Source organism: Erysipelatoclostridium sp. MSK.23.31 (genome assembly GCF_019125875.1).
In the GTDB taxonomy this organism is placed as follows: Bacteria; Bacillota_I; Bacilli_A; order Erysipelotrichales; family Coprobacillaceae; genus Thomasclavelia; species Thomasclavelia ramosa.
Map to the genome: position 1 here is coordinate 30,587 of NZ_JAHOCB010000013.1, position 24,749 is coordinate 55,335.

The following is a 24,749-nucleotide window of genomic DNA, read 5'->3' on the forward strand; positions in this document are numbered from 1 at the left end:
TTTTCTCCTTTCATTGTATTGTGAAGCAACATATCATATGATAAACTATAAGGTAACCTTATAGTCAAGGAGTTATTTAAATGAAAGAAAAATTATTAACATGTGGAACTTTTGCTAAAATATGCGGTGTTGAAAAACATGTTCTTTTTCATTATGACGAGATTAATTTATTTAAACCAGCATATGTGAATGATAAAGGTTACCGCTATTACTCGTATCGTCAATATGATACATTTAAAGTAATTATTGCTTTAAAAAAACTCGGAATGTCGTTAAAAGATATTCAAATATATCTTGATCAGCGCAATCCCCAATTATTTTTAGAGTTATTGAATCAACAAGAAGCTAAATTGCTTGAGTATATTAATGAAATGCAGCAGATTCACGAAATGATCAAAAATTTTCAAACATTTACAACTGATGCTTTAAATGCTAATTATGATGAAATCAAAGTAACTTATTTAAAAGAAACTAAATTATTATTATCTGCTAATCTCGAAAACACTACCTCTAAAGGCTTCGCTGACTTTATGAATGATTACACATCTTTTATTGAAAATAATCATATTATTACTGGCGAATTCGTTGGGGTAATGATGAATGTCGAAAATATTCGTAAAAATCAATTATCTAACTACTCTTATTTATTTACAACAACTAATAATCTGAGTGAACAAATATTTGTTAAAAAGGGTGGTAATTATTTATGTGGCTATCATCATGGAAGTTATGATGGTCTCCGTGATTCATATCAAAGAATCCTCGATTATGCAGAGCTTCATAAAATTAAATTAGGTAAATATGCTTTTGAAGAATATATTATTTTTGATATTTGTGAAGCTTCCAAAGATGAATACTTAACTCGTATTACAATTGAAATAGCAGAATAAAAAAGTAGGTATAAGACTCCCAAGTTAAATAACCAATGGGCAGGAAGATCTTAAATTACCTACTTTTACTTATAATTTTTAAAATTTACTAATTCTATCTTATTTTTATTTAACCATTCACTTAACCAATCGGAACAAAGAAAATCACATTCCATAGGTCTAATAAGAGTAAAAGACGAATGTTCCAAAATATACTGATCTAAAAACCCAGGATGGAAAATAGCTACTGCACAAGGATTATTTTTAATAATATCTAAATGCTCTTCCATATATGTACGAGGATCATACAATCCATGTTCATCTAGGCTCATAAATCCTAATCCAGTAATTCCAAATTCTTTTTCCCACTCTTTATCCAAGCTAGGATTTTCAAAGAATAAATTATTTCTTTGAGCAACATTTTTTAAAGCAATAAAGAAATTATTAGAAAATACTGCATGACCTTCAAAATAATCTGGGTCTCTACCTGTGATTGCTCGAAACTTCGCTAATTGAGCTTCCAGCTCAATTTCACATTCAGCAACATTGATCGTATCTACTTGACGAGCCCGAATCTCTTTACTGGAACAAAAATTACCATTTTTCTGGACTAATGACGGAATCAATTTAGGATCACTCAACGGTTTTCCAACACAAATATTACTGTGCTGTCCTAATGCGATATCTAAATCTTTAACCAACTCATACCCATGCTTAGCACTTGCCATATTAGGCATCATTCCAACACTAGTGATTACACCATCTACTACACTTTTATAAATACCATAATTTACGCCCTCGCTAAACCCGAGGTCATCAGCTCTCATTATTAATTTCATATTTCTCAATACTCTCCTTTACTTTTTTTCTTTTTTTATCTATTTCCTGATTATAAACTCGTTTGATATAATCCAATACTTTTCGTCCGTCAAACGAAGCATATAAACTAATAGGCGGAACTGTTATAATTGTCAGATTCTCTTTTAAACGTCGCTCAAGATTTACTTCTTCATAACGAATTTGAGGCTCCAATAAAATAATGTCATAATTTTTATCCTCAAACTGCTCTGTAGTTAGCGATTCAATCTGCCAATCCTTTTCATCACCAATTACTTTTTTCTTCATATCTAGAACAATCAAATCAGACATTGCTCCAGCAACACTATGTAATAATAAAACTTTAAACGGATGTTCTTTAGTAAACTCATTTAATAACATAATTGCTTTATCTAACACAATTTTACCTGCCATCTTAGTATAATCATAACTATCAATCAGCATTAATGGAATATTAACTTTTTGACAGAGCGGCACAAATTCATTTTGTAAATATGCAATATGTGGAGCCAATAAAATAATATCATAATCTACTAGCAAAACTTGGCCACTGACAACATCACTACATTTAATTTGATATTCGTTATAAATGTCTGCTGCTTCCATTTTTTTTACCAAAAGACTAGTCGACATCCCACCACCACAAACCAAAAGAATTTTTTTCATAGCCTCTCTAACCTTTCAATGATTTCTTTAAAATACTGATAATTAGGATTATTGATTAAATTCCACTGAATTGTACTATCGCTAATAATATTGGAAATTATTTTATAAAAGTCATCTAATTCTTTAATTGCTTTATTTTCAATTGCAGATAATAAAATTATTCTAATTTTATGTTTCTTCCATAATAATGGTTTCTTTAAAATCGTAACAGCTACAAAAGTAGCATTAGAAACCGGTTTATTAGAATGCGGAAAAGCAATTAAATCATTGAATTCAGTTGTTGCCAGCGCCTCTCTTTGAAGCACATACTGTTCAAAATCTGCAGGTAGATCATAACTTTTTTTGCACTCATTAATTATTTCATGAATTGCCTCTTCTTTGGAACTAAATGATTCATATGTAAAAAAGAGCTGTTCTGGAAAATAATCTAGTATATTAGCCTGATTTAACTGCTTTAAATTATTTGTTATTTTAATTGTATCCCTTTGATTAATAAGATTATTAATTAAAAAGATTGGAATATTTACTTTAATTGCTAAAGGAACTGTCGTAAAGATACAATCAAACTTAGTTAAACTAATGTTTTCCAGCTCATGCAATGAGCATACTTCAAGATGTTCAATATAATCATTGAAATTTTCTTTAAAGAAATATTCTAATAGACGCGCGCTCCCCACCCCGCTAGAACAAACGACCAAAATATTATTACGATGAAAATTATACTTTTTTTGTTCTAGAGACAAATTAACATGTAAAGCAAAATAAGCTATTTCATCTTCTGATAAAGTACAGTTAAAACGTTGATTGATTACAACACAAGCTTTAACCGCTAATTCATAAGCCATAATCAGCTTACTTTTAATCTCATCCTTTAATGGATTATGCATAAAGGTACCGTACTGAATCCGTTTTACTAATGGAATCAAATGCAAAGATAATGCTAATTGGAGATTTAAATCTGCTTGAAATGGAATATTAGCAACTTTTTCAATTATCATTAACATTTCTTTTACAATATCTAAGATTTCTTGATTTATATAATTATTAGAAAGTTGTTTACTGTTTTTACCACAAAGATGCATAGTTAGATAGGCAACCTCTTCAATTCGATACTCCATTGCCATTATTTTATTCATCAACTCCATAATTGCACAACCTAATGAATATTCTTTCTCTTCTTTAATTTCCTCAAGCCATTCAGAATCAATATTAGCATATTCTTTTTTCATGACCCGATAATAAGCAATATATAAATGCGCAACTAGATTATCTAATACATCATCACTAATTACATAATCAGCATTTGCAATAGATGAAATTACAATATCTCTAATTCGCTGAAGAATATCAAAGTCCATTTGATACTCTTCGAAATGAGCAATTGCACGTCGTTTATTAATTTCATCACCTTCTAAGTACATACCATAATATGCTTTAGTTGTAATTGTAAGATCAAAATCATGTAAATATTCTCTTAATTCTTTTAAACTTTGTTTTAATTGTGTTCGAGATAAATAAAGTTCATCACATAGATCATCGATTTTAAGATAATTATTACAATCAATAAATCGATTAAACAAATAAGCTAATCGTGATTCCTCTTTACCATTTTGATCTCTTTGTAGATATGCTAAAAAAGTTTCTGGTGTTTCAATTGTTAAACGATAACCAAAACTTCCTGATTCTATTTTAGCACCGCAGATATCTTCATTAATATTCTTAATAATAGTGCGAACCGAACGAGTACTCATTTTAATTACGCTTGATAAATTTGAACCACTGACAGTTTCATGATTCATTAGTTCCAAAATTATCATCTTTTGATTCTTATCCATCATCCGCACCTCCGTTTATATTTTATCATAAAGTATGATAAAGAGGCTGGAAATCCAGCCTAATTTTATTCCTTGATCTGTGCTTCTTCTTTAAGAGCGATGTTATCTTGTGTTTTAAAAAATGGATAATATAAAATTGCAGATACAATAATTAAAACAATTTCTAAAATAATTCCTGATACTCCGCAAATTAACCAGCCATCTAATAATACCGGTGTTCCTGTCGCTCCCATTGCAATTCTTGGTAATGAAACCAGACCACTCTTCATTGCAAAATAAGTAATTAAAATATTAATTTGTGGTACTAAGAAATATGGTAAAGCCATAATTGGATTTAAAATCAGCGGTAATCCAAAAACTATTGGTTCATTGATACTACAACAAGATGGTAAAATTGCTAACCGTCCTAACGTTTTATAGCGATTACTTTTAGCAAGTAACATATCAATAGATAATCCAAGCGTATTACCAATACCACCTAACATTAAGAAATATAACAACCCAACAGTAATAATATTTTGCATTGGTGCCCCCGATGCAAAGGCTGCTTGATTTTCAACTCCAGCCTGCATAAATAGCATCATTGAGAATGGTATCGTTACTTGACCACCATGAATACCAAAGAACCAAAAAACAGACGCTAACAAAGTTAAGACCATATAAGTAATTAAGCTACCTGATAATGCTGATAATGGAGTCGCAATAATACCATAGAACCATTCACTAAACGTTACCCCTGTTAATGAAGCAAAAGCTCCGTTAATGATTAGAAATACTGTCGTTATAACAAAGCCAGGAATTAATGCATTAAACGATTTGGCAACTGTTGGTGGTACGCCCTCGGGCATTTTGATGATCCAGCCACGTTTAACAACAAACGTATAAATATAGCCAACTAAGATTCCTACGATCAAGGCCGTAAATAATCCCTTTGAACCTAAATAGTCAAAAGCAATATAACTTGTAGTTGTTTCTTCAACGACAATATTTGCTAGTGGTGTCATAATAAAGAAAGCTAAAATTGACAACAAACCGGCAGGTATGGCATCTGTATTCATGCCTTCATTTCTTATAAAGGCATACGCAGCAGTAAAAGATACATATACTGCTAACATATCAGTTGTAAATTTACCCACTAAACTTAAAACTGTTCCGACCCCCGAGTCAGCTAAAAATTGTTGATATGCATCTAGTGATAAAGTACTCAGCAGAGTAAATATTGCTCCTAAAATAATTAGTGGCATTATTAAATTAAAAGCTGTTGATATTGCTTTTAAAATTTTATTACTCCCTATCTTTGTTGCTAATGGTGCTAAAACATTCTCCATCTTGTCCATTAATTTTTGCATTAAAACTATCCCCTTTCATATTTACAATATCATTATATAATACCCTAATAAAACTAGAAGTCTGTTAATTTCCTGTTATTGTAGGAAAATTATATTTTCTTATAAATATCGATAAATTCTTTAATCAGTGATTTATATAACTGAACTGAAATTAACATATCTTCGGCATGCACTAATAATAAATCTAAATCACTTGAAACTGTTAAACATCCAGCATGAATCTTACTTGCTTCAAGTAATGTTTCGTTACCCTTAATTAAGTATTCATTAGCCTTGACAAAGTTTTGATCTTTGACATATGCTAAGACCTTTTGATAAGCTAGACTGCTTTGCTGGGTTAATTGTATGATTGATATTGTTTCCTGCTCGGTATTATTTATCATATTATCAACTCCTGCTTTTATCATACAAAACCTTCATTTGTATCTAAAGACAGGATATTTCCACTTAGGCGGAAATATTGACAAAGAACTTTTAGTAATTATTTTAATGATACCAAGAAACAAGCAGTTTACCTTTCATTTATTAAGAAAAAATGATAATCTTATAAGTACGGAGGTAACATACATGAAACAAATAAAAAATATAAATATTGAAACTTTAGAAAATAATTTAATTTATCCAATCTATGAAGATCAACTAATTGATCCACAATTAAATAAAGTTCTAGATTACAATCTTGATAAACTTGTTAATAAGAAGTTTAAAGAACTAACTGTAATTCATACTTTAGGAAAATATAAATTTGAAACAATTACATTTATTGGTTTAGGTTCTTCAAAAAAAATAACAAGCAAACAAATAAGAGATATTGCTGCTTTAATTAAATTAGATGAACATGCTACTATTTATCTTGAAGGGATAAACACTGATCATCTTGATATTCATACAATTACAAGAGCTTTTATCGAAAGTTATTTACAAAATTCATATCAAGAACATAAAATTGGTCATGAGCCAAAAGTAATTCATGAATTTGATATAATATTTAGCCAGGCTGAACTTGAAAATGATATCCAATTAGGGAAAGTTTATGGTGAGGGAATTAATTATGCGCGGATGCTTAGCGATACACCATCAAATTTAATGACACCTGATACCCTGGTTGATGAAGCGATAAAGCTTAGTCAAAAATATCCACAACTAGAATGCACAATCTTAAATAAAAGTAATTTAGAAAAAATGGAAGCTGGAGGAATTTTATCAGTTAATCAAGGCAGCAATATTCCTGCTTATATGATTTGTTTAAAATATAATAATAGTGACGATCCTTATACTGCTGTAATTGGTAAAGGCTTAACATTTGATTCCGGTGGTTATAATCTTAAAAGTGACAGTTATGGTATGAAATATGATATGTGTGGTGGTGCTGATGTTTTAGGAGTAATGCAAATCTTAGCAGCTAGTCAGGCCAAAGCAAATGTCTATGGAATCATTCCAACAACAGAAAATCTTGTTAGTGACAAAGCTTACAAACCTCAAGATGTTATTACAACCCTCTCTAAAAAAACAGTCGAAATCGTTAGCACTGATGCAGAGGGACGATTAATTTTATGTGATGCTATTACATATGTCCAACAACTTGGAGTGAAGAAAATCATTGATCTTGCAACCCTTACCGGCGCTTGTGTTTCAGCACTTGGTGATGTATATACCGGTGTTTTCAGTAATTGTGATGAATACTATGATGAATTTGTCCAAGCGTTACAGATTAGTGATGAAAAAGGTTGGCGCCTTCCGCTTGATCCTGAATATTTTGAAAAATTAAAATCAACTAGTGCTGATTTCAAAAACTCAGCTGGTAAACCTGGAGGCGGAGCTAGTGTTGCAGCGAACTTTTTAGAAGCTTTTATCGAAGAAGGAACACAATGGTTACATCTTGATATCGCCGGTAGTGCTGACAATGATGGAACCGGAGCTACTGGTGCGATGATTCGTAGTGTTGTAAATATGATTAACTTAAAAACAATCGTCAAAAAGTGAGCGTATCAAATAATACTCTCACTTTTTTTCTTAAAAACATTAATGCCATAAAAAAATACATTCGTGCCATACTCATTTTCTATCTTATGATTATTCATATAATGATAGATGTAAGGAGGAATTAAAAATGAAAGACAAAATTTTAATTGGTGAAAAAATGACGAAAAAAGGAGTGTTCCTTAACTATTTAGGTTTAGTATTTTTTGGAATTATTGCGGTAGTTGGCTATAATGGATTAATTTCTAAATATCTTCATCTAAATAATCAGCTTAATATTCTAATCATGATATTTATCTTTATTGCGGTTTTGCTATTCTTAACCCCAATCATCGGCTCTAGTGAAATAATTGAATTCAATCATAATGAAGTCCGCTACTTCCACACTAAGGGATATTTCCAACAATTTGCTGAAGTTATTAGAATTCTTACAGGTAAACAAGCAGTCCCTGATATTACTTTAAAAACAAAGGACATTGAACAAGTTAATTTATCATATGTACCATTTTTAATGATGTATGCTCAACAAGGTTATCAAATTAAAATAACTTTCCTAATGAAAGATGGAACTACTCTAGCATTTTTACCAAGTACTATTGATCAAATGGAAAAAGGAGATTATGAATCTGCATTTAAGATTTTAGAAACAAATGGTGTAGAAATTGTTGATAAATTAATGCTTAGAAAAGCATTGAAGATGAATAAGAATGATTTTTATCAATATGTTAATACGATTGAAAAAGGACGTAATAAAAAATGAAAGTTATTTTAGAATGTTCTCATCAATATATCAACACAATAAAGCGAAAACTTAATGCACATTTAGAGCAAATAACTTATTTAGATTCATTTACGGGTAATGATCTATCATTATTTATTAAAGAAGTAAAAAACCTTGAAGACATTGAAAACATTAAAAATATTAAAAGTATTTCAAACGCTAATATTGTTTGTCTAATTGACAGTGGTTTATTTATGTTTGAGCTTTTAGAATTTAACCCACTTGCCTTTATTCGAAGTGCCAATATTAATGCCGATCTTGATGAATTAATCAACCGGATTGAGTACCTCAATAAAGGCCTAGGGGTAATGCTTGAATTTCAATGTGGTTATCAAACAGTTAGAATGAATGTAAAAAATATTACTTATGTTGAATCATATGCTCATTATCTTTTAATTCACACATTAAATTCAACGGTTAAGGTTAGAGAAAAAATATCAGTGGCTTTACAAAAACTTGAACCCTTGGGTTTTATCCAAGTACATCGATCATATGTCATTAATCATGACCGGATTAAAAAAATAGATACTGATAATATTACGTTATCTGATGAAACTATCATTCCTATTGGAAAAAAATATAAGCAGGCTCTAAAGAATTATTAATCTTCCTATATTGTAAGTTATCTCTTTAAGAATAAAACATCCCCTTATTAGGAGGATGTTTTATTCTTAATTAATGTCATTTTCTTAAAAACTACTAATTATCATATTACGATTTATCAAAAATTGTTTCCATATGAACTTTCTGTGGTTTAAGTCCACATGATTCATAAAATTTCATCGCTGATGCATTACAGCTCCAAACATTGAGTGTTAAATTATAACATCCGCTCTTTTGGGCAAAATCTTTGGAATATTCATAAAGCTGCTTACCTATATGTTGCCCTCTTGAATTTTCATCAACACATAGATCATCAATATATAATGTTTTTACATCTGTTAAAATATTGCTATCTAAATATTGTTCAAAAATACAAAATACATAGCCTAAAACAACTTCATTATTATCAACTGCAACGAAGATTGGTCTATTATCATCTTTGATTATTTGCATAAGCTGATCATCACTATATTTTCTTGCCCCTTTTTTAAATAAATCCGGTCTTCCCTTATGATGCACAAGACAAACTTGTTTCAACAAATTATTGATCTGAGTAATATCTCTATTTTCTGCTCTACGAATTAACATGACTGCCTCCTTAAATAACCCTCAATTCTTAATATTATCCTTCATAATACCTATAGACTTATTTTCATTTATCAAATATTAATTATACTACTTTTTTACTAAATTATAATACTTTCAAATTAATTTCTTCAAAAATCCTCTTATTATCTCCCTTAATCAGTTTCTATAAATATTTAAAAAAATTATAACCATGCTCTTTTTACATAAAGTAAAAAGTCTAGATTTTAATATCTAGACTAACTATCCTCTTTGATGACGAGGAATGAATGTTCTTATTTCTTCTTCATTGTATCCAACTTGAAAACGATGCTCATCCATTAGAATTGGTCTTTTTAAAATTGAAGGATTGGCTTTAATGAAGGCGATTAATTCATCCATTTTCATATTATCAAAATCAATTTTATTTGATTTAATTATTTTACTATTTTTAGAAAGAATATCATCTGTTCCGTTTTCACAGCGCTCTAAAATTTCACGTAATTCATTAGCATGCAAATCAGACGAAAAAATATTTTTTTCAATAAAACTCAAATTATGCTCTTTTAACCAGGCAATAACTTTTCGACATGACTGACTTCCTGGAGCTGTATATACTCGAATCATAATAATCCTCCATCTATAAAATAAGGACTATTACTAGCCCTTCATAAACATTGTCCTACAAATTCTTTTTCCCATATTTGTTTTAAAGATTTTTTGATAAGCACTGTTAATCGCCATTTCTTCACTTTCGCTTTCAAAAAGATTAACTAAAAAATCTGCTTCAACCAAAATTTGATAATCTAAACCATCTATTTCACTATAAGTATGATGATGACCAACAAGATAAGCAACTCGTTCTATTAAAGCTTCATCATAATTTAAACGATTTAGCAGCTTAATCGCTTCTGCCGGTCCTAACTCTTCTTGATACTTACCATTAGAACTATTATATTTTTCCCAAGCAGGTTTAATTCCAATATCATGAACAATTGCGGCAACTTCCAATCTTTCTTGTTCTTGTGTAGATAACCCCTCATCAATTCCGATTACTCTAGCAAAGCTGTGGACTTTAATCAAATGCTGAATTTGTTTAGGGTGCCCTTGATAAAAATCAATCATCGCTAATATTAAATCATTTATCTTCATTATTTTTTTACCCTTAATGTAATAATATATTCATCGTCAGCTTCTTCAGTTTCACTAATAACTTCAATTCCCGATTTTTGAATCAATTCTGTAGCTTGATTGATTGTATTGATTGCGATTTTAAAATTACGAGATACTTTAGTTGGACCTTTTTTATTTTTAGGTTTTGTTTTAACTGGTTTACTAATCAAAGACTCTGTTTGTTTTACATTTAATGATTTTTTTAAGACTTCTTGCAATACCGTTTGCTGTTTATCAGCTTCCAAGCCAATCATTGCACGGGCATGGCGCTCTGTAATCTGTTTTGATTTTAAAGCATGTTTAACATCATCTGATAACTTTAATAACCGTAATTTATTAGCAATCGTCGACTGTTTTTTCCCTACTTTATTAGCTAATTCGGTTTGATTCATATCATATGTATCAATCAATGTTTTATATGCATTGGCTTCCTCGATCGGTGATAAGTTTTCACGCTGAATATTTTCAATGATTGCTAATGTATCAACTTGTTTATCATCAATATCTTTAATAACGCAAGGCACTGTTTTTAATCCTGCTAACTTACTTGCTCGATAACGACGTTCTCCTGCAACAATTTGATATCCACGATTATATTTACGTACAATAATCGGCTGGATCAAACCATTCTCTTTGATTGAAGCTGCTAATTCCTCAATCTTTTCATCATCAAAAACAGTTCTTGGTTGATTTTCATTCGCTGAAATTTTTTCAATATCAATTTGTTTATATACTTTCTCTAACATAACTTCTCCTATAGGGGTTGTTTTTTTATTTTTCCAAACATTCGTGGATATTTGGCTGGAGTATCCCTTACCTTTTTTATAATGATATTACTTCGATGATTATCATTTGTTAAAGTAAAATCAATTGATTTTTCCACTTGACCACCTAACAAAACAATGCCCTTACCCGCTTCCTCTAATTCTTCCGTAGCCTTTAACCCTTTAAGGGCTAAAAAGTATCCTCCTACTTTCACTAAAGGTAAGCACAGCTCATCAAGAATATTTAAACGGGCTACTGCGCGCGCCATAACAATATCACATTTTTGGCGATGATCTTTAGCATAATCTTCTGCTCTTGCGCTAATAGCTTGACAATTACTTAAATTTAACTCTTTAAATAAATGATTTAAGAATGTGATTCTTTTTGTTAGTGAATCAACTATAGTAATTTTTAACTCAGGATATACAATTTTTAATGGTACGCTAGGAAATCCTGCCCCAGCACCCACATCAACAATACTTTGATCAGTAAAATCAAAATCAAAAGCAATCGTTAATGAATCATAAAAATGTTTTAAATAAACCCCTTCTTCATCAGTAATTGCTGTTAAATTCATTTTTTCATTCCATTCAACCAATATCTTAAAATATTGTTTAAATTGATTGACTTGTTGGGGGGTTAAAGTAATTCCTTTAGTTTCTAATTGTTTAATGAATTCTAATTCATTCATGTCTATTCCTCATTATATTTCTGTTTTAAATAGATTAATAAAACGGATATATCCGCAGGATTGATTCCGGAAATACGTGATGCCTGTCCAATCGTTAGTGGCCGAATTTTTGATAACTTTTGCTTTGCTTCTAATGCTAAATTGCTAATATCTTCATAATCAATATCTGCCGGAATTTTCTTTTCTTCCATTTTGACTTGCTTGTCAGCCTGACGTCGAGCCTTATCAATATATCCCTTATATTTAATTAAAATAGTCACCCGTTTACGTTGTTCTTCACTTAGTTTTGGAGCTTCAACATATGGTAAGATTTTTTCATATGTTAATTCTGGTCTTTTGATTAATTCTTTAGCACTAATGCCTTCCGTTAAACGTGCTGAACCAAAATGCTCCAAAGCATCATTGATCTCATGTTTAGGAGTAAAACGAATCGTATCCAAACGATCAATTTCTGCAAAAATTTCTGACATTTTATCAAGATAAGCCTGGTATATTTGATCACTTACTAATCCCACATCATGTCCATACTTCATTAGTCTTTCATCTGCATTATCATGACGAATCAATAAACGGTACTCAGCTCTACTTGTCAACATTCGGTATGGCTCATCAGTTCCTTTAGTCACTAAATCATCAATCATTACCCCAATATAAGCCTCATCGCGTTTTAAAATCAATGGCTCTTTTCCTTGATTTTTTAAAGTTGCATTAATTCCTGCAATCAAACCTTGACCTGCCGCTTCTTCATATCCACTTGTTCCATTAATTTGACCAGCAGTAAATAGATTTTTAATTATTTTTGTTTCCAATGATGGCCATAATTGTAGTGGATCTATAGCATCATACTCAATTGCATAAGCATACTTTAAAATCTTACAATTTTCTAATCCTGGGATAGTCCGAATCATTTCTTCTTGAACATCATGTGGTAATGAAGTTGAAAAACCTTGCACATAAATCGTATCCATCTCTGCTGATTCAGGTTCCAAGAAGATTTGATGTTGTGGTTTATCCGAAAATTTAACAATCTTATCTTCAATCGATGGGCAATAGCGTGGTCCAATTCCTTTCACAATACCACTGTACATACTTGAACGATGTAGATTATCACGAATAATCTGATGAGTTTTTTCATTAGTGTAAGTCAGATAACATGGTGTTTGTTCTTCAATAGGAATAAACTCATTAGTTTGATAACTAAATGCCAAATTAGCATCAGTTCCTGGCTGTAAACTTGTCTTTGAGTAATCAACACTATTAATCTCTACTCGAGGTGGTGTTCCCGTCTTAAGCCGTTGAATCCGCATCCCTAAATTAGCTAATTTTTCTGATAAATATTTTGATTCTTTCTGCTGATCAGGACCACTTGCATGCTTTTGATCACCACATAAAATCTCTGCTTTTAGATATGTACCAGTTGTTAAGATAACCATCCTTCCTTCAATAGTTTGGCCATTATCCAAAATAACTCCTTTTACACAATTATCTTCAACAATCAAATCCTCTACCATTCCCTCAATGATATCAAGATTCTCCTGTTTTTTTAATACTTCTTGCATATATCGAGGATATACTTTTTTATCAGCTTGAGCCCGTAAGGATTGAACCCCTGGACCTTTAGCGGTGTTTAACATTTTCATTTGTAAGTAGGTTTTATCAGCAGTTTTAGGCATTTGTCCTCCTAATGCATCTATTTCCCGGACAATAATTCCTTTAGCTGGTCCCCCGATTGATGTATTACAAGGAAGGCTTCCAACATTATCAAAGTTAGAAGTAACTAAAACTGTTTTCTGATTCATTCTCGCTGGTGCCAACGCTGCCTCAATTCCTGCGTGCCCACCACCGACTACTATAATATCGTACATTATATTTCCCTCCTTAATCCTAATCTATTGTACTACAAATTTCCTATTTTTAAAACAATAATCATTAGATTGTCAATTCATACAAACCAAGGATAATTAAAATAATTCCTGAGATTATATCAGCGTATTTTCCCTTAAAATTTAATCGCTTAAATTTTTGACCAGTTCCAATAAAAACATAACTACAAACAAAGGTTGTTAAAGAAGTAATCAACTCCGGCATTCCAGTAATACTTGCACCAATTCCTAAAGCTACATTATTAATGGTTAAAACCAATGATAAGACTAAAGTTTCTTTTAAAGAAATATTTTTTACTGCTGATAAATGATTAGTAACAATGATCTCATCACACTCTTTCAATGACTTAACAACAGTATAGATTCCTATTAATAGTAACAGACTGCTTCCTAAAAAGTCTGCCAATGATAAAGAAATATAATTAGTTAAAAAATGTCCAAAGCGCATTGCACCATAAGTACCGATCATTGTAATAAATGCAATCATAAAATTTTTTTGATGATTAATATGTGTTTTTTTGATCCCATAAGCTATTCCGATGCTTAGAGCATCGATATTCGCGGATACAGCATAGAGAACTGCTGAAAATATATGCATAAACTCACCCCATCTAATTTATGCATAATAACCATTTAGCTCTGGGCATCAGGAAATAAATTTAGTAATTATGGTATACTATAATAAGGAGTCGAATAATTATGAAAAATAAAAAAACTAATTTTATTTATAAAAGCTGTATTTTAATCTATCTTATTTCTCTAGTTTACGCTTTTTATCTTAACTGGGGAGGAAAATATTTTAGTATGACAATCGTTGCTTGTCTTACCCCATTCATTATGCCTTTATTAATGAAATTGTTAAAAATAGAAGTTCCTCAAGAATTTTATATTATCAATATCATTTTTGTCTATTTTGCAAGTTTGTGGGGGAGTTGTTTAGGGGGTTATCATCTTCCATATTTTGATAAGTTCACCCATTTTTTCAGTGGAATTATTTTTTGTGAGATAGCTTATATCTTTTATAAACACTTTTTACCTAATGAAAAAAGAAAATTTTTGATGTTTATTTTCATTAATGCCCTTAATGCGATGATTGCCTTATTTTGGGAATTTTATGAATATGCTCTATTGATCTTTTTTAACTATGATGCAATTAATCATTACTCAACAGGCATTCACGATAGTATTACCGATATGCTGGTAGCTGTAATTGGTAGTTTCATTTTAAGCTTATATCTTACTCATTACGATCAGCGTAATGATAATCATTTTTTTATTAAATTAGCTAAAAATATTAAATTTAACAAAACTTCTCATCCTAACTAATTTCATCTAAGGAGGAAGCTGTGTATCAACTTAATGGTGTTTGCATGATTTGGCATACGACAAAAAGCAATATATTACTACGACACCAAGGTTTGATAAAGATATCCTATGATATTCATAGTAGAAAAGTGATTAATGATAATAATGTTAATTTAATCAAATACACCTGTTTTTATCGTTAATCTGATTATTCTATTCTCCAACAATTATTAGAGATATTTTGTATTAAAAAAATAGCTGTTAGAAAATAAATTAAACAACTATCAAAGCTAGCAGTAAATAATTGAAAATTTCATTGCTGCTAGCCAAATGAATTTTGATTATAACTCACACACAGATTCTCTTCATTTGCATTTAACTGGTACTTGTCAACCTTAAACTTTACATTGTAGTAAAGAAAAATATCGGCTAATTAATCTTTGACTCATTTAGCAACAATAGGCTTTTTGATTCATTTCTTATTAATCATTATTTATAATCTAGGAGATCACTAAACGTTCTATACAATAAAAACAATGACCGAGAACTGCAATATTATAATACTGGTATTTATCACCTGCTTTAAAAAATGGTAAAATCGAATCTATACGGATAAAGAAGTTTTAATCATGAATCAAATTAAGTTTCATAAGCGTCTTGGTCTTATACTCGATGAAATCTACGATATTTTTAATTCATCTACTCGTCAAGAACAACTGAATGCTTTATTATTAAAAAAACTCACTGACTCAAAGCTTAAAATTGATTCTTGTTATACATCACTTGATAAAAGTAACTCTCTATTAAATTATGATTATAAGGATATTCCTACTTTAAAACACTATTTTAATAATTATCTCGTTTCATCAGTTTCTTAAATTATTTTTAATTTAGTCATCTACACCAGAATATTTAAAACAATCAGTCAGCTTATTTAAGAATTAATAAAGCACTCCCAGATTTGGTCATTCAAATCCCGAAGTGCTTTTTTCTTTAAGCTTCAATCAATTCATCATCAACATTATCATTTATTTCTTCAACAATCTCTTGCTTTGGGGCTCTAGGTTTAATAATACTAATTACCTTACCAAAGAAAACAAATGTCATTGCGTAAAAGAAATAACTAAACGTATTTGACATAAAATAAGCAACGATCTCACCAAAGTTTGCGCCCCACGAGATACTTCCTGCTTCAACATATGAGACTACAGATTGATAAGATATATTTACAGTATACCCAAAATAACAGATTATCAATAAAGCTATTGCATAACAAATTAGCGTAAACGCTGGTTTATAAAACCAATTCTTAATTTTTTCCATTTTTAAATCCCTTTCTATTTTTAAGATATTTTAACGAGAAAATACCGAATAAATATGTGATGAATACCTAATTGTATGGTTACACTAAAAACTTATTTCACTAATTGAAAATATTTTAAATTATTTTGTCGTAAATGCTATGATAAAGCCAATAAAGGAGTTGAATTGTATGATTGATATTTTAATTAAGGCCGGTGGCTTTATTTTAATTATTATGTTAGGATTTGCACTAAAGACAAAAGGGGTCTGTACCCGTGAACACGGAAGTTTTTTATCAACAATCATTATGAATATAACGCTTCCATGCTCATTACTTTCATCAATTAATAACCTTGAGATTACCCCCATCCTATTAGTAGCCCTTGCTTGTGGCTTCTTAGGCAATGTTATTACTAACCTTTCTGGTTACTTGATTCAAAAAAAAGAATCACCCATGACCAGAGCTCTATCGATGATCAACTCATCTGGCTATAATATCGGAACTTTTACTTTACCATTTGTTCAAAGTTTCTTTCCATCTAACTTGATTGGTTATGTTTGTCTTTTTGATACCGGCAATGCTTTAATGTGTTTAGGAGGTACTTATAGTGCTGCTAGTACAGTTGTAGCTAATGAAGAAAAACAAAGCTTTAAAACTGTTGCTAAAAAATTATTTTCATCAATTCCTTTTTGCACTTACATCATTTTGTTTTTCTTATCTTTATTTCATATTGCAATTCCTACACAAATTTTAACAGTTACTAGTATTGCTGGTAATGCTAATGCTTTTTTAGCAATGTTAATGATTGGAATTTTATTGGAAATAAAATTAGATTTATCACAAATCAGACTGATTAAAAAAATACTTTTAAACCGCTATGCAGTTACTTTGGGGTTATCCTTATTTGTATATTTTATTTTACCAATTGATTTAACTGTTAAAAAAATGATTATTTTATGCTTATGTTCGCCAATATCAGCTGTTGCCCCAGTTTTCTCAAATCGTTTAGGAAGTCGTTCCCCAGTTCCTTCAGCAATCAACTCTTTAAGTATTATTATTAGTATTTTTATTATGACGATTTTAATCTTATTTATGGTTTAATAAACCGGTATTTCTTTATGTATTGATTAAATTGAATGATTTGTCGTATTTATTTAATACTTGATACAAAGGGATTCTCACAATACTTCTTACAGCCACATCAACAAGGCGAACCCCTTTTTCAATATCATTTGCTAATCGCTCTTTTAAACTTTTCTCATCTACTAAAAGCAAAATACGCTTTACTTCACAATCAATAAAATCTAATCATTCTAAACACATATCAATAATTTTTTGTTCATGTATCACCTAACAAAAAAACTAGTCATTAATTTGACTAGTTTATTTCCAGAAGTTTTTTCCACTTCCTACTGAGATAATTTTAAATTGGGTATTCTTTGATGTTCCACCAGTAAAATATTTACCAGCTTCAGTCCCATTAAAGATATCAATCTTGTTACCTTTAATTGCACCACCACGATCTACAACAATCCCATATGCAGTTGATTCAATACTTAAATTATGATTAGTAATTTCAATAATTGTTCCAAAAGGAATTGAAGGATCTGCAGCTAAGCAATAATATGAACGTCCATTATATGTTAATTTAGGACTGTTTGATCCTTGTACTCCAGAAATCGGACTTAATTTAATACCGGTTGATGAAGTTCCATTTCCTCCAGCACAGTCGCCTCCATAAGTAGTCAGTCTTCCAGTAAAGAATGCTCCTTCTTGGACTGCACCTGTTTCAATTATTGTATCAGTAGCTTGTGATACCACCTGACTACCAATTAATTCTCTTCCTACTTCGTTACCATTTTCATAAGTTACGCGGTAAGTGTTTTTCACTTGCCCGTTTTGCCCTTGTTGCGCAACTTTCGTAGTAAATAACTCTAATCCAGTTGTATTTACCGTATTTGATTCTACTGTAATCATCTCGTCTATATCCGCTTGATTAACTCGAGTGATTTGTATTAAATCACCTTTATTTACAATATAATTTAAATCTAAATTTAAAATATCTTGAGGATTTACACTGATTTTTAAATCATCAAGAACACTAGATACTGACGCTTGTCTAATTAAATAGTCCTTTTGGTCTTGATTTCCATCTTGAACTTTTACATCAATTGTTTCCACGTAGTTATCAATTTGGTTTGTTGCTCCAGCATTTAATGTTGTCGCTACAATTCCAATATAGGCAATCATTACTACAAGTAACCCTTTCATTCTGGGGTCTGCATTAATAATAGCCTCTTTAATTTTTTTCATTAATTTTCCTCCTATTTAATGCCAAAAAGTTTTTTGGCATTAAACGTTGTCGCACTTGCAACGTTTTCTATCTCCATGTTCTTTAGCTTAGCTATTTCCTGGGCAATATACACAACATTTGCAGGCTCATTTAACTTTCCCCTAAATGGATGAGGTGTTAAATAAGGACAGTCAGTTTCAATTAATAAATTCTCTAAGTTAATAGTTGCTGCCACATCTTTTGGAACTCTTGCATTCTTAAATGTCACCGGACCCGCTAAAGAAATGTAATAACCAAGTTTTACAAATCTTTCTGCCATTTCAACAGAGCCACTATAACAATGCATCACTCCAGGATGTCCATTCCGTTTTAGTACTTCGTAAGTGTCCTCATAGGCGTCGCGACAATGAATTACAACTGGCTTTTGGTGCTTCTTAGCTAAGTCCATCTGCCATTGAAATACTTCCATCTGCTTTTCCTTAGGAACACTGTCCCAATAATAATCGAGACCAATTTCTCCGAGTGCTACTACGCAAGGTTCTTCTAAGTACTTGTCGATGATGTTCATTTGATCTTTTGTTGTGTTTAAGCAATCGTTTGGTCCGATACCAACTGCAGCATATACGAACTCATATTGTTTAGCTAATTCGATTGCAATTTGAGACGACTTTAAGTCATAGCCTACGACAACCATATTGGTAACATTGTTATCTAGGGCTTTTTGAACAAACACATCGTGATCTTCATATAATTCATCACTATTCAAGTGACAATGAGTATCAAAGTACATAAATCTCACCTCCGCTGTATATTAACAAAATCAATTACATTTGTCAAATATCTAAACTCCAAGGCACTAGCTGCAAAGAAAAAACTATGATAAAATCGATATTTTTTTATTACCATATTCCTTTTTCCACATATTTTAACATACAAATTTCGATAAAACATAAATTTTTTAAGAAAAATACCATGTTTTTGTAGAGAAACGTAATAAAATAATCAAGTTGATTTTACAACCTAATTTTTGACAAAGTAATCATTTTTATACTAATATCACAAAAAAACAAGCAGAGGGAAAGCTGCTTGTTTCAAGTAATACAGATAGAGGGAAAGCTATCTGTTTTTATTTAGATATCAGGGAAAGGATATCATGAAGAGTAATTTATTGTAGAAAGAATTGTTATCTTTACTACAATTAACAGTATAGTAAGTAAATATCGTTAGATTTAATCAAAAATACCTAAAATTAACTATTAAATATGGATAAATATGTTAATGGATAAGAGTATAAAATACAATTGTTATGATTTGGTTACGTTTGATTAGTTTCGTTGACTCCTATTATTGCCTATGCTATTATTTTGGCATCGAATAAGTGGTGGAGTCTGTCATAAAGCAAAATGCTTTATTTATTCGATGTAAGCTTACGATTAAAAGAACTATTTTGATAGTTAAGTAAATTACGATTTAGACAGATTCAAGAAAGAATCTGTCTTTTTTATTTTGACAGGCCTTGAGGAGGGATAACGGGTATCGTTATAAATATATTTTTTGGTTTTTAATTTTAGGGAATGAGTATTAGGAGAATTGTCGTATGAATATTAATGAAGATAATGAATTGAATAATTATCAAATAATGTATGTGACCCCGGTTGAGGCCTATACCTTAATGGAAAGTAGTATGGACGGTTTATCTGAAGAACAGGTATCACATCGTCTCAAAAAGTATGGTAAGAATGAGATTTCCAAAAAGAAACAAAGTTCAATGTTTAAAAAACTAATTTCTAATTTTACTAGTCTAATGGCATTACTATTATGGGGTGGAGGATTACTAGCTATCCTTTCTGGAACAGTCGAATTAGGAATATCGATTTTCTGTGTCAATCTAATTAATGGCTTCTTTTCTTTCTTCCAAGAATTTAAAGCAGAAAAAGCAACTAGTGCGTTGCAAAAGATGATGCCATCTTATGCCCGAGTAGTACGTGATGGTAAAGAAGTAAAAATATTTGCTGAGGACATTGTTCCTGGTGATATAATGATTTTAGAAGAAGGTGACCGAATTTGTGGGGATGCTAGAATCTTACGTTGTAGTGATTTCCAAGTAGATCAATCAACTTTGACAGGTGAAAGTAATCCAATTAGAAAGAATTATGAGGCACTGCAAGAAAAAGTTTCATACTTAGAAGCTGAAAATATGATCTTTACCGGTACTACTGTTGCTTCTGGTACTTGCCACTGTGTTGTTGTTGCAACTGGAATGGATAGTGAATTTGGGAAAATTGCTAATTTAACTCAAAATACTGAAAAAAGCTTATCTCCATTACAAAAAGAACTTAATGTTCTAACTAAACAAATTGCAATTATTGCATTAAGTGTTGGAATCGTGTTTATGCTGATTGCTGTATTTGTAATTAAGGATCCCTTATTGGAGTCATTTATTTTTTCTTTAGGAATGATTGTTGCTTTTATTCCTGAAGGTCTTTTACCCGCTGTTACGTTATCACTTGCTTTATCTGTTCAACGAATGGCTAAAGATAACGCTTTAGTAAAGAAACTATCAGCCGTAGAAACTTTAGGATGTACAAATGTTATCTGTTCTGATAAAACTGGTACTTTAACTCAAAATGAAATGACGGTTAATCATCTTTGGACTCTTGATAGTCAAATGGATGTCAGCGGCGAAGGATATGTTCCAAATGGAAAAATCTATGTTGATGAACAAGAAATTACCGCAAAGAAAAGTAATGTTTTAAGACTATTATTAAGTGGTGCAGTACTTTGTTCAAACGCTAAGTTAGTACCACCACAAAATAAGAGTGTTAATCCACGTTATACAGTTTTAGGTGACCCTACTGAAGCATGTTTAGAAGTTGTAGCTAAAAAAGCTGAAATTGATCTTGATAAATTGAATAGTCAATATCCACGAATTTTAGAATTACCTTTTGAATCTCGACGGAAGCGAATGACAACGATCCATCAATTAAAAGACTCTTTTGAAGGCAATCAGAGAATTGCATTTGTAAAAGGGTCTCCAAAAGAAGTTATGGAATTATGTAATCGTTGTTTTAAAGGCAGTAAAGCCTGTCCAATCAGTGAAGAAGACCGCATCAATATTATGAAAGCAAACGATATGTATGCTCGTGAAGGGTTGCGAGTTTTAGCAGTAGCCTATCGTACTATTGCTCATAATGATAAAAAACTTCCTAGTTCAATTCGCGAATATACACCTGAATTAATTGAACAAGATCTAACTTTTTTAGGCTTGATTGCAATGCAGGACCCTCCACGAAGTGAAGTCAAAGAAGCTGTGGAATTATGCCATAGTGCCGGAATTAAAATCGTTATGATTACCGGAGATTATGGTTTAACAGCAGAAAGTATTGCTCGCAAAATTGGGATTATTAAAAGCGATACCGCTCAAATAGTTTCTGGAACAGAATTAAGCAAAATGAATGATCAAGAACTTAAAAACGTTTTAGAAGGCGAAGTGGTCTTTGCTCGAATGGCACCAGATCAAAAATATCGTATTGTTTGTGCTTTACAAGAAATGGGAAATATTGTAGCTGTAACTGGTGATGGTGTTAATGACTCTCCGGCTCTAAAAAAAGCGGATATTGGTGTTGCTATGGGAATAACTGGTACCGATGTTGCTAAAGAGGCTGCTGACATGATTTTAACAGATGATAATTTTGCCTCAATTGTTCGTGCAATCGAAGAAGGTCGTGCTGTTTATAATAATATTCGTAAATTCTTACGTTATATTTTTGATAGCAACACCCCAGAAGCTGCTGCCCCTGCTCTATATTTGCTTAGTGGCGGTTTAGTCCCAATGCCCCTTACAATCATGCAAATTTTAACTATTGATATTGGAACTGATATGATTCCTGCGCTTGGTTTAGGGGCAGAACATCCTGAAGATAATATTATGAATCAGCCACCTCGTCGAATCGATGAAAGATTACTTAATAAAAAAGTAATTTTAGTAGGTTTTATTTGGTATGGCTTGATTATAACGCTATTTGCCTTAGGAGGATATTTCCTTGTAAACTATTTGAATGGTTGGCCTCATAATCCATTGGCTCCAGAAGGAACTGCGCTCTATAACGAAGCAACGACGATGATGCTAGTTGGGGTTGTTTTTTCACAGATGGGAATGGTCATGAACAACCGAACTGAAAAAGAATCAGTATTTAAACGCGGAATCTTCTCCAATCATTATATTAATTTAGGATTAGTTGTAGAGTTTGTTATTTTATTAGCCGTAGTCTATATTCCTTTTTTAAATGGTATCTTCAATACTGCGCCAATTGGGTTAATAGAATGGCTATATGCTTTGCCAATTCCTTTTATTGTTTTTGGAATTGAGGAATTAAGAAAGAAAATATTAAGAAATAAAGACAAATAGGAGGATGGAAACCTATGAAAATTATAATCGTTGGGTGTGGAAAATTTGGTACCCGATTAGCAAATTATTTAAATAATCAAAATCATGATGTCACTATAATTGACAATCGTGAAGAGGCTTTTAATAATCTTGGTGGTAATTTTACCGGACGGACAGTATTGGGAATGGGGTACGATAAAGATGTTCTAGAAAGTGCCGGAATCAAAGTTGCTGATGCTTTGATCAGTTGTTCAAGCAGTGATGCTATTAATGCTGTTGTTAGTAATATTGCTCATAATATTTACCATGTTAATAATGTAATCGCCAGAATGTATGATAAATCAAAGGCACGGATTTTTCGTTCAATGGGAATTCATACAATTTCAATTACTGATTTGGGTGTTGAAAGGATCTTAGATTATTTTGACAGTAATCGGCTTCAAGTAGTTAAAAAAATTGGTGAAGACAGTGAAATAAAAATTATTAAAATTAAAGCATCCTTATCTTTAATAGGAAAAACAGTCGATGAAATTTCTCTTCATGGTGAGTTTGAAGTTGTCGCAATTGAACGACATGATATTACAATGATGCCTTTAAAAGATACTAAAATAAAAGATAATGATACGATTTATTTTTCTGTACTAGAGGAATCATTATTAAAATTTAAAGAAATTTTGTATTAAGAGGTGAAAAAAATGAAAATAATTATAGTAGGTGGAGGTCAAATTGGTTCTTATATCACAAGTTTACTACTTAAAAATAACCATGAGGTCCGTGTTATTGAAAATAGAACTAAAGCACTTGAAAACTATAAAAATGCCGGACTACCAGAAGAATGTTTAGTAATCGGCGATGGAACAGATATTGAGGTTCTTGAAAAAGCAGGCGTTAGAACTTGTCAGGCCTTAGTCTGTGTAACTGGATTAGATGAAGTCAATTTAACTACTGCCATGGTTTCTAAATTTGAATATGACGTTCCACGAATAATTGCTCGTGTTAATAACCCTAAAAATGCCTGGTTATTTAATTCTGGAATGGGAGTTGATGCTAAAATCAATCAAGCTGACATTATTGGTCATATGATTGCTGATGAAATGAATTATCAATCAATTATGACCTTAATGAAATTATCTAAAGGTGATTTTTCAATCGTGCGAATTCGAGTTGATTATCAATCACGATATGCCGGCAAACAAATTTCTGAAATTTCTTTACCAAACAATGCTCTCTTAATTGCGATTTACAATGATGATGAATTAATGATTCCTCACGGAGATACGCTAATTGAAGCCGGACAAGATATTCTCGCTTTTGGCGATGAGCAGGCAATTGGAAAATTAAATGAAATATTTGTTAGTTAATAATTAACACAAAAACAGCCAATTAACTTTTCTATATAGCAAACTCTATTTACTTTAGGAAGTTTCTATAAAAGATTGTTTAATGGCTGTTTTTCATTTTGAGT

25 protein-coding genes are annotated in these 24,749 nt (G+C 31.1%); 10 read left to right on the plus strand and 15 right to left on the minus strand.

Features of this window, described 5'->3' with window-relative positions:
* Positions 1–80: 80 nt before the first annotated feature.
* Positions 81–890: a MerR family transcriptional regulator gene (locus KSU54_RS07610; protein ID WP_003535106.1), complete on the plus strand. Its 810-nt coding sequence runs from the start codon at positions 81–83 to the stop codon at positions 888–890.
* Between the two features lie 65 nt (positions 891–955).
* On the opposite strand, the gene KSU54_RS07615 is transcribed toward KSU54_RS07610, so the two are convergent.
* From KSU54_RS07615 to KSU54_RS07635, 5 genes are all read right to left on the minus strand, one after another.
* A complete protein-coding gene (locus KSU54_RS07615; RefSeq protein ID WP_003535107.1) occupies positions 956–1,708 on the minus strand; it encodes a ChbG/HpnK family deacetylase in 753 nt (250 codons plus the stop codon).
* On the minus strand, positions 1,686–2,372 hold the full coding sequence (locus KSU54_RS07620) for a hypothetical protein (RefSeq protein WP_003535110.1): 687 nt from the start codon (positions 2,370–2,372) through the stop codon (positions 1,686–1,688). The genes KSU54_RS07615 and KSU54_RS07620 overlap by 23 nt, the downstream gene beginning before the upstream one ends.
* Entirely contained in the window at positions 2,369–4,207 is a 1,839-nt protein-coding gene (locus KSU54_RS07625; RefSeq protein WP_117792010.1) for a BglG family transcription antiterminator, read from the minus strand. Before KSU54_RS07625 ends, KSU54_RS07620 begins: the two co-directional genes overlap by 4 nt.
* A 65-nt stretch (positions 4,208–4,272) precedes the next feature.
* Complete coding sequence (locus KSU54_RS07630; RefSeq protein WP_003535113.1) at positions 4,273–5,556, minus strand: PTS sugar transporter subunit IIC; 1,284 nt, start codon at positions 5,554–5,556, stop codon at positions 4,273–4,275.
* A gap of 89 nt (positions 5,557–5,645) precedes the next feature.
* Positions 5,646–5,963, minus strand: coding sequence for a PTS lactose/cellobiose transporter subunit IIA (locus tag KSU54_RS07635; RefSeq protein ID WP_003535114.1), 318 nt, complete (start codon positions 5,961–5,963; stop codon positions 5,646–5,648).
* Positions 5,964–6,123: 160 nt separating this feature from the next.
* Between KSU54_RS07635 and KSU54_RS07640 the strand changes: the two genes are divergently transcribed.
* The 3 genes from KSU54_RS07640 to KSU54_RS07650 all read left to right on the plus strand — a co-directional run bounded on the left by KSU54_RS07640 (position 6,124) and on the right by KSU54_RS07650 (position 8,922).
* Complete coding sequence (locus KSU54_RS07640) at positions 6,124–7,539, plus strand: leucyl aminopeptidase family protein (RefSeq protein WP_008792420.1); 1,416 nt, start codon at positions 6,124–6,126, stop codon at positions 7,537–7,539.
* A gap of 127 nt (positions 7,540–7,666) precedes the next feature.
* Positions 7,667–8,296: a hypothetical protein gene (locus KSU54_RS07645; RefSeq protein ID WP_003535116.1), complete on the plus strand. Its 630-nt coding sequence runs from the start codon at positions 7,667–7,669 to the stop codon at positions 8,294–8,296.
* Positions 8,293–8,922: a LytR/AlgR family response regulator transcription factor gene (locus KSU54_RS07650; protein ID WP_008792422.1), complete on the plus strand. Its 630-nt coding sequence runs from the start codon at positions 8,293–8,295 to the stop codon at positions 8,920–8,922. The genes KSU54_RS07645 and KSU54_RS07650 overlap by 4 nt, the downstream gene beginning before the upstream one ends.
* Before the next feature lie 106 nt (positions 8,923–9,028).
* Here KSU54_RS07650 and KSU54_RS07655 read toward each other — a convergent pair whose 3' ends face one another.
* The 7 genes from KSU54_RS07655 to KSU54_RS07685 form a co-directional block, all read right to left on the minus strand.
* Positions 9,029–9,508: a GNAT family N-acetyltransferase gene (locus tag KSU54_RS07655; RefSeq protein WP_003535119.1), complete on the minus strand. Its 480-nt coding sequence runs from the start codon at positions 9,506–9,508 to the stop codon at positions 9,029–9,031.
* 240 nt (positions 9,509–9,748) lie between these two features.
* Positions 9,749–10,111 carry a transcriptional regulator Spx gene (spx, locus tag KSU54_RS07660; protein WP_003535121.1) on the minus strand — a complete coding sequence of 121 codons (363 nt, stop codon included), beginning with the start codon at positions 10,109–10,111 and terminating at the stop codon, positions 9,749–9,751.
* A gap of 33 nt (positions 10,112–10,144) precedes the next feature.
* Positions 10,145–10,636, minus strand: coding sequence for an HD domain-containing protein (locus KSU54_RS07665; protein WP_003535122.1), 492 nt, complete (start codon positions 10,634–10,636; stop codon positions 10,145–10,147).
* Positions 10,636–11,403 (minus strand): nucleoid occlusion protein, encoded by a 768-nt coding sequence (gene noc / locus KSU54_RS07670; RefSeq protein ID WP_003535123.1) that lies wholly within the window; start codon positions 11,401–11,403, stop codon positions 10,636–10,638. Before noc ends, KSU54_RS07665 begins: the two co-directional genes overlap by 1 nt.
* Positions 11,404–11,411: 8 nt before the next feature.
* Positions 11,412–12,113, minus strand: coding sequence for a 16S rRNA (guanine(527)-N(7))-methyltransferase RsmG (rsmG, locus tag KSU54_RS07675; protein ID WP_009008511.1), 702 nt, complete (start codon positions 12,111–12,113; stop codon positions 11,412–11,414).
* Positions 12,114–12,115: 2 nt separating this feature from the next.
* Entirely contained in the window at positions 12,116–13,978 is a 1,863-nt protein-coding gene (gene mnmG, locus KSU54_RS07680) for a tRNA uridine-5-carboxymethylaminomethyl(34) synthesis enzyme MnmG (protein ID WP_003535126.1), read from the minus strand.
* Positions 13,979–14,042: 64 nt separating this feature from the next.
* A complete protein-coding gene (locus tag KSU54_RS07685) occupies positions 14,043–14,594 on the minus strand; it encodes a manganese efflux pump (protein WP_003535128.1) in 552 nt (183 codons plus the stop codon).
* A gap of 101 nt (positions 14,595–14,695) precedes the next feature.
* On the opposite strand from KSU54_RS07685, the gene KSU54_RS07690 reads away from it, so the two are divergent.
* Complete coding sequence (locus tag KSU54_RS07690) at positions 14,696–15,322, plus strand: hypothetical protein (RefSeq protein WP_008792424.1); 627 nt, start codon at positions 14,696–14,698, stop codon at positions 15,320–15,322.
* A gap of 608 nt (positions 15,323–15,930) precedes the next feature.
* Entirely contained in the window at positions 15,931–16,179 is a 249-nt protein-coding gene (locus KSU54_RS07695; RefSeq protein WP_003535132.1) for a hypothetical protein, read from the plus strand.
* A gap of 115 nt (positions 16,180–16,294) precedes the next feature.
* Here the strand turns inward: KSU54_RS07695 and KSU54_RS07700 are convergent, their stop codons facing one another.
* Entirely contained in the window at positions 16,295–16,624 is a 330-nt protein-coding gene (locus KSU54_RS07700) for a hypothetical protein (RefSeq protein ID WP_003535133.1), read from the minus strand.
* 169 nt (positions 16,625–16,793) lie between these two features.
* On the opposite strand from KSU54_RS07700, the gene KSU54_RS07705 reads away from it, so the two are divergent.
* The gene (locus KSU54_RS07705) at positions 16,794–17,705 is read left to right on the plus strand and encodes an AEC family transporter (RefSeq protein ID WP_003535135.1); all 912 of its coding nucleotides are present in this window, start codon (positions 16,794–16,796) and stop codon (positions 17,703–17,705) included.
* Between the two features lie 282 nt (positions 17,706–17,987).
* On the opposite strand, the gene KSU54_RS07710 is transcribed toward KSU54_RS07705, so the two are convergent.
* Positions 17,988–18,917 (minus strand): G5 domain-containing protein, encoded by a 930-nt coding sequence (locus KSU54_RS07710; protein ID WP_003535138.1) that lies wholly within the window; start codon positions 18,915–18,917, stop codon positions 17,988–17,990.
* Positions 18,918–18,928: 11 nt separating this feature from the next.
* A complete protein-coding gene (locus tag KSU54_RS07715; RefSeq protein WP_003535140.1) occupies positions 18,929–19,687 on the minus strand; it encodes a TatD family hydrolase in 759 nt (252 codons plus the stop codon).
* Between the two features lie 807 nt (positions 19,688–20,494).
* Here KSU54_RS07715 and KSU54_RS07720 point away from each other — a divergent pair.
* Genes KSU54_RS07720 through KSU54_RS07730 form a run of 3 tightly spaced genes read left to right on the plus strand, consistent with a single transcriptional unit; the run spans position 20,495 to position 24,645 of the window.
* On the plus strand, positions 20,495–23,305 hold the full coding sequence (locus KSU54_RS07720; RefSeq protein ID WP_117792009.1) for a cation-translocating P-type ATPase: 2,811 nt from the start codon (positions 20,495–20,497) through the stop codon (positions 23,303–23,305).
* A gap of 14 nt (positions 23,306–23,319) precedes the next feature.
* On the plus strand, positions 23,320–23,967 hold the full coding sequence (locus KSU54_RS07725) for a potassium channel family protein (protein WP_003535143.1): 648 nt from the start codon (positions 23,320–23,322) through the stop codon (positions 23,965–23,967).
* Between the two features lie 12 nt (positions 23,968–23,979).
* Entirely contained in the window at positions 23,980–24,645 is a 666-nt protein-coding gene (locus KSU54_RS07730) for a potassium channel family protein (protein ID WP_003535145.1), read from the plus strand.
* Positions 24,646–24,749: the final 104 nt, after the last annotated feature.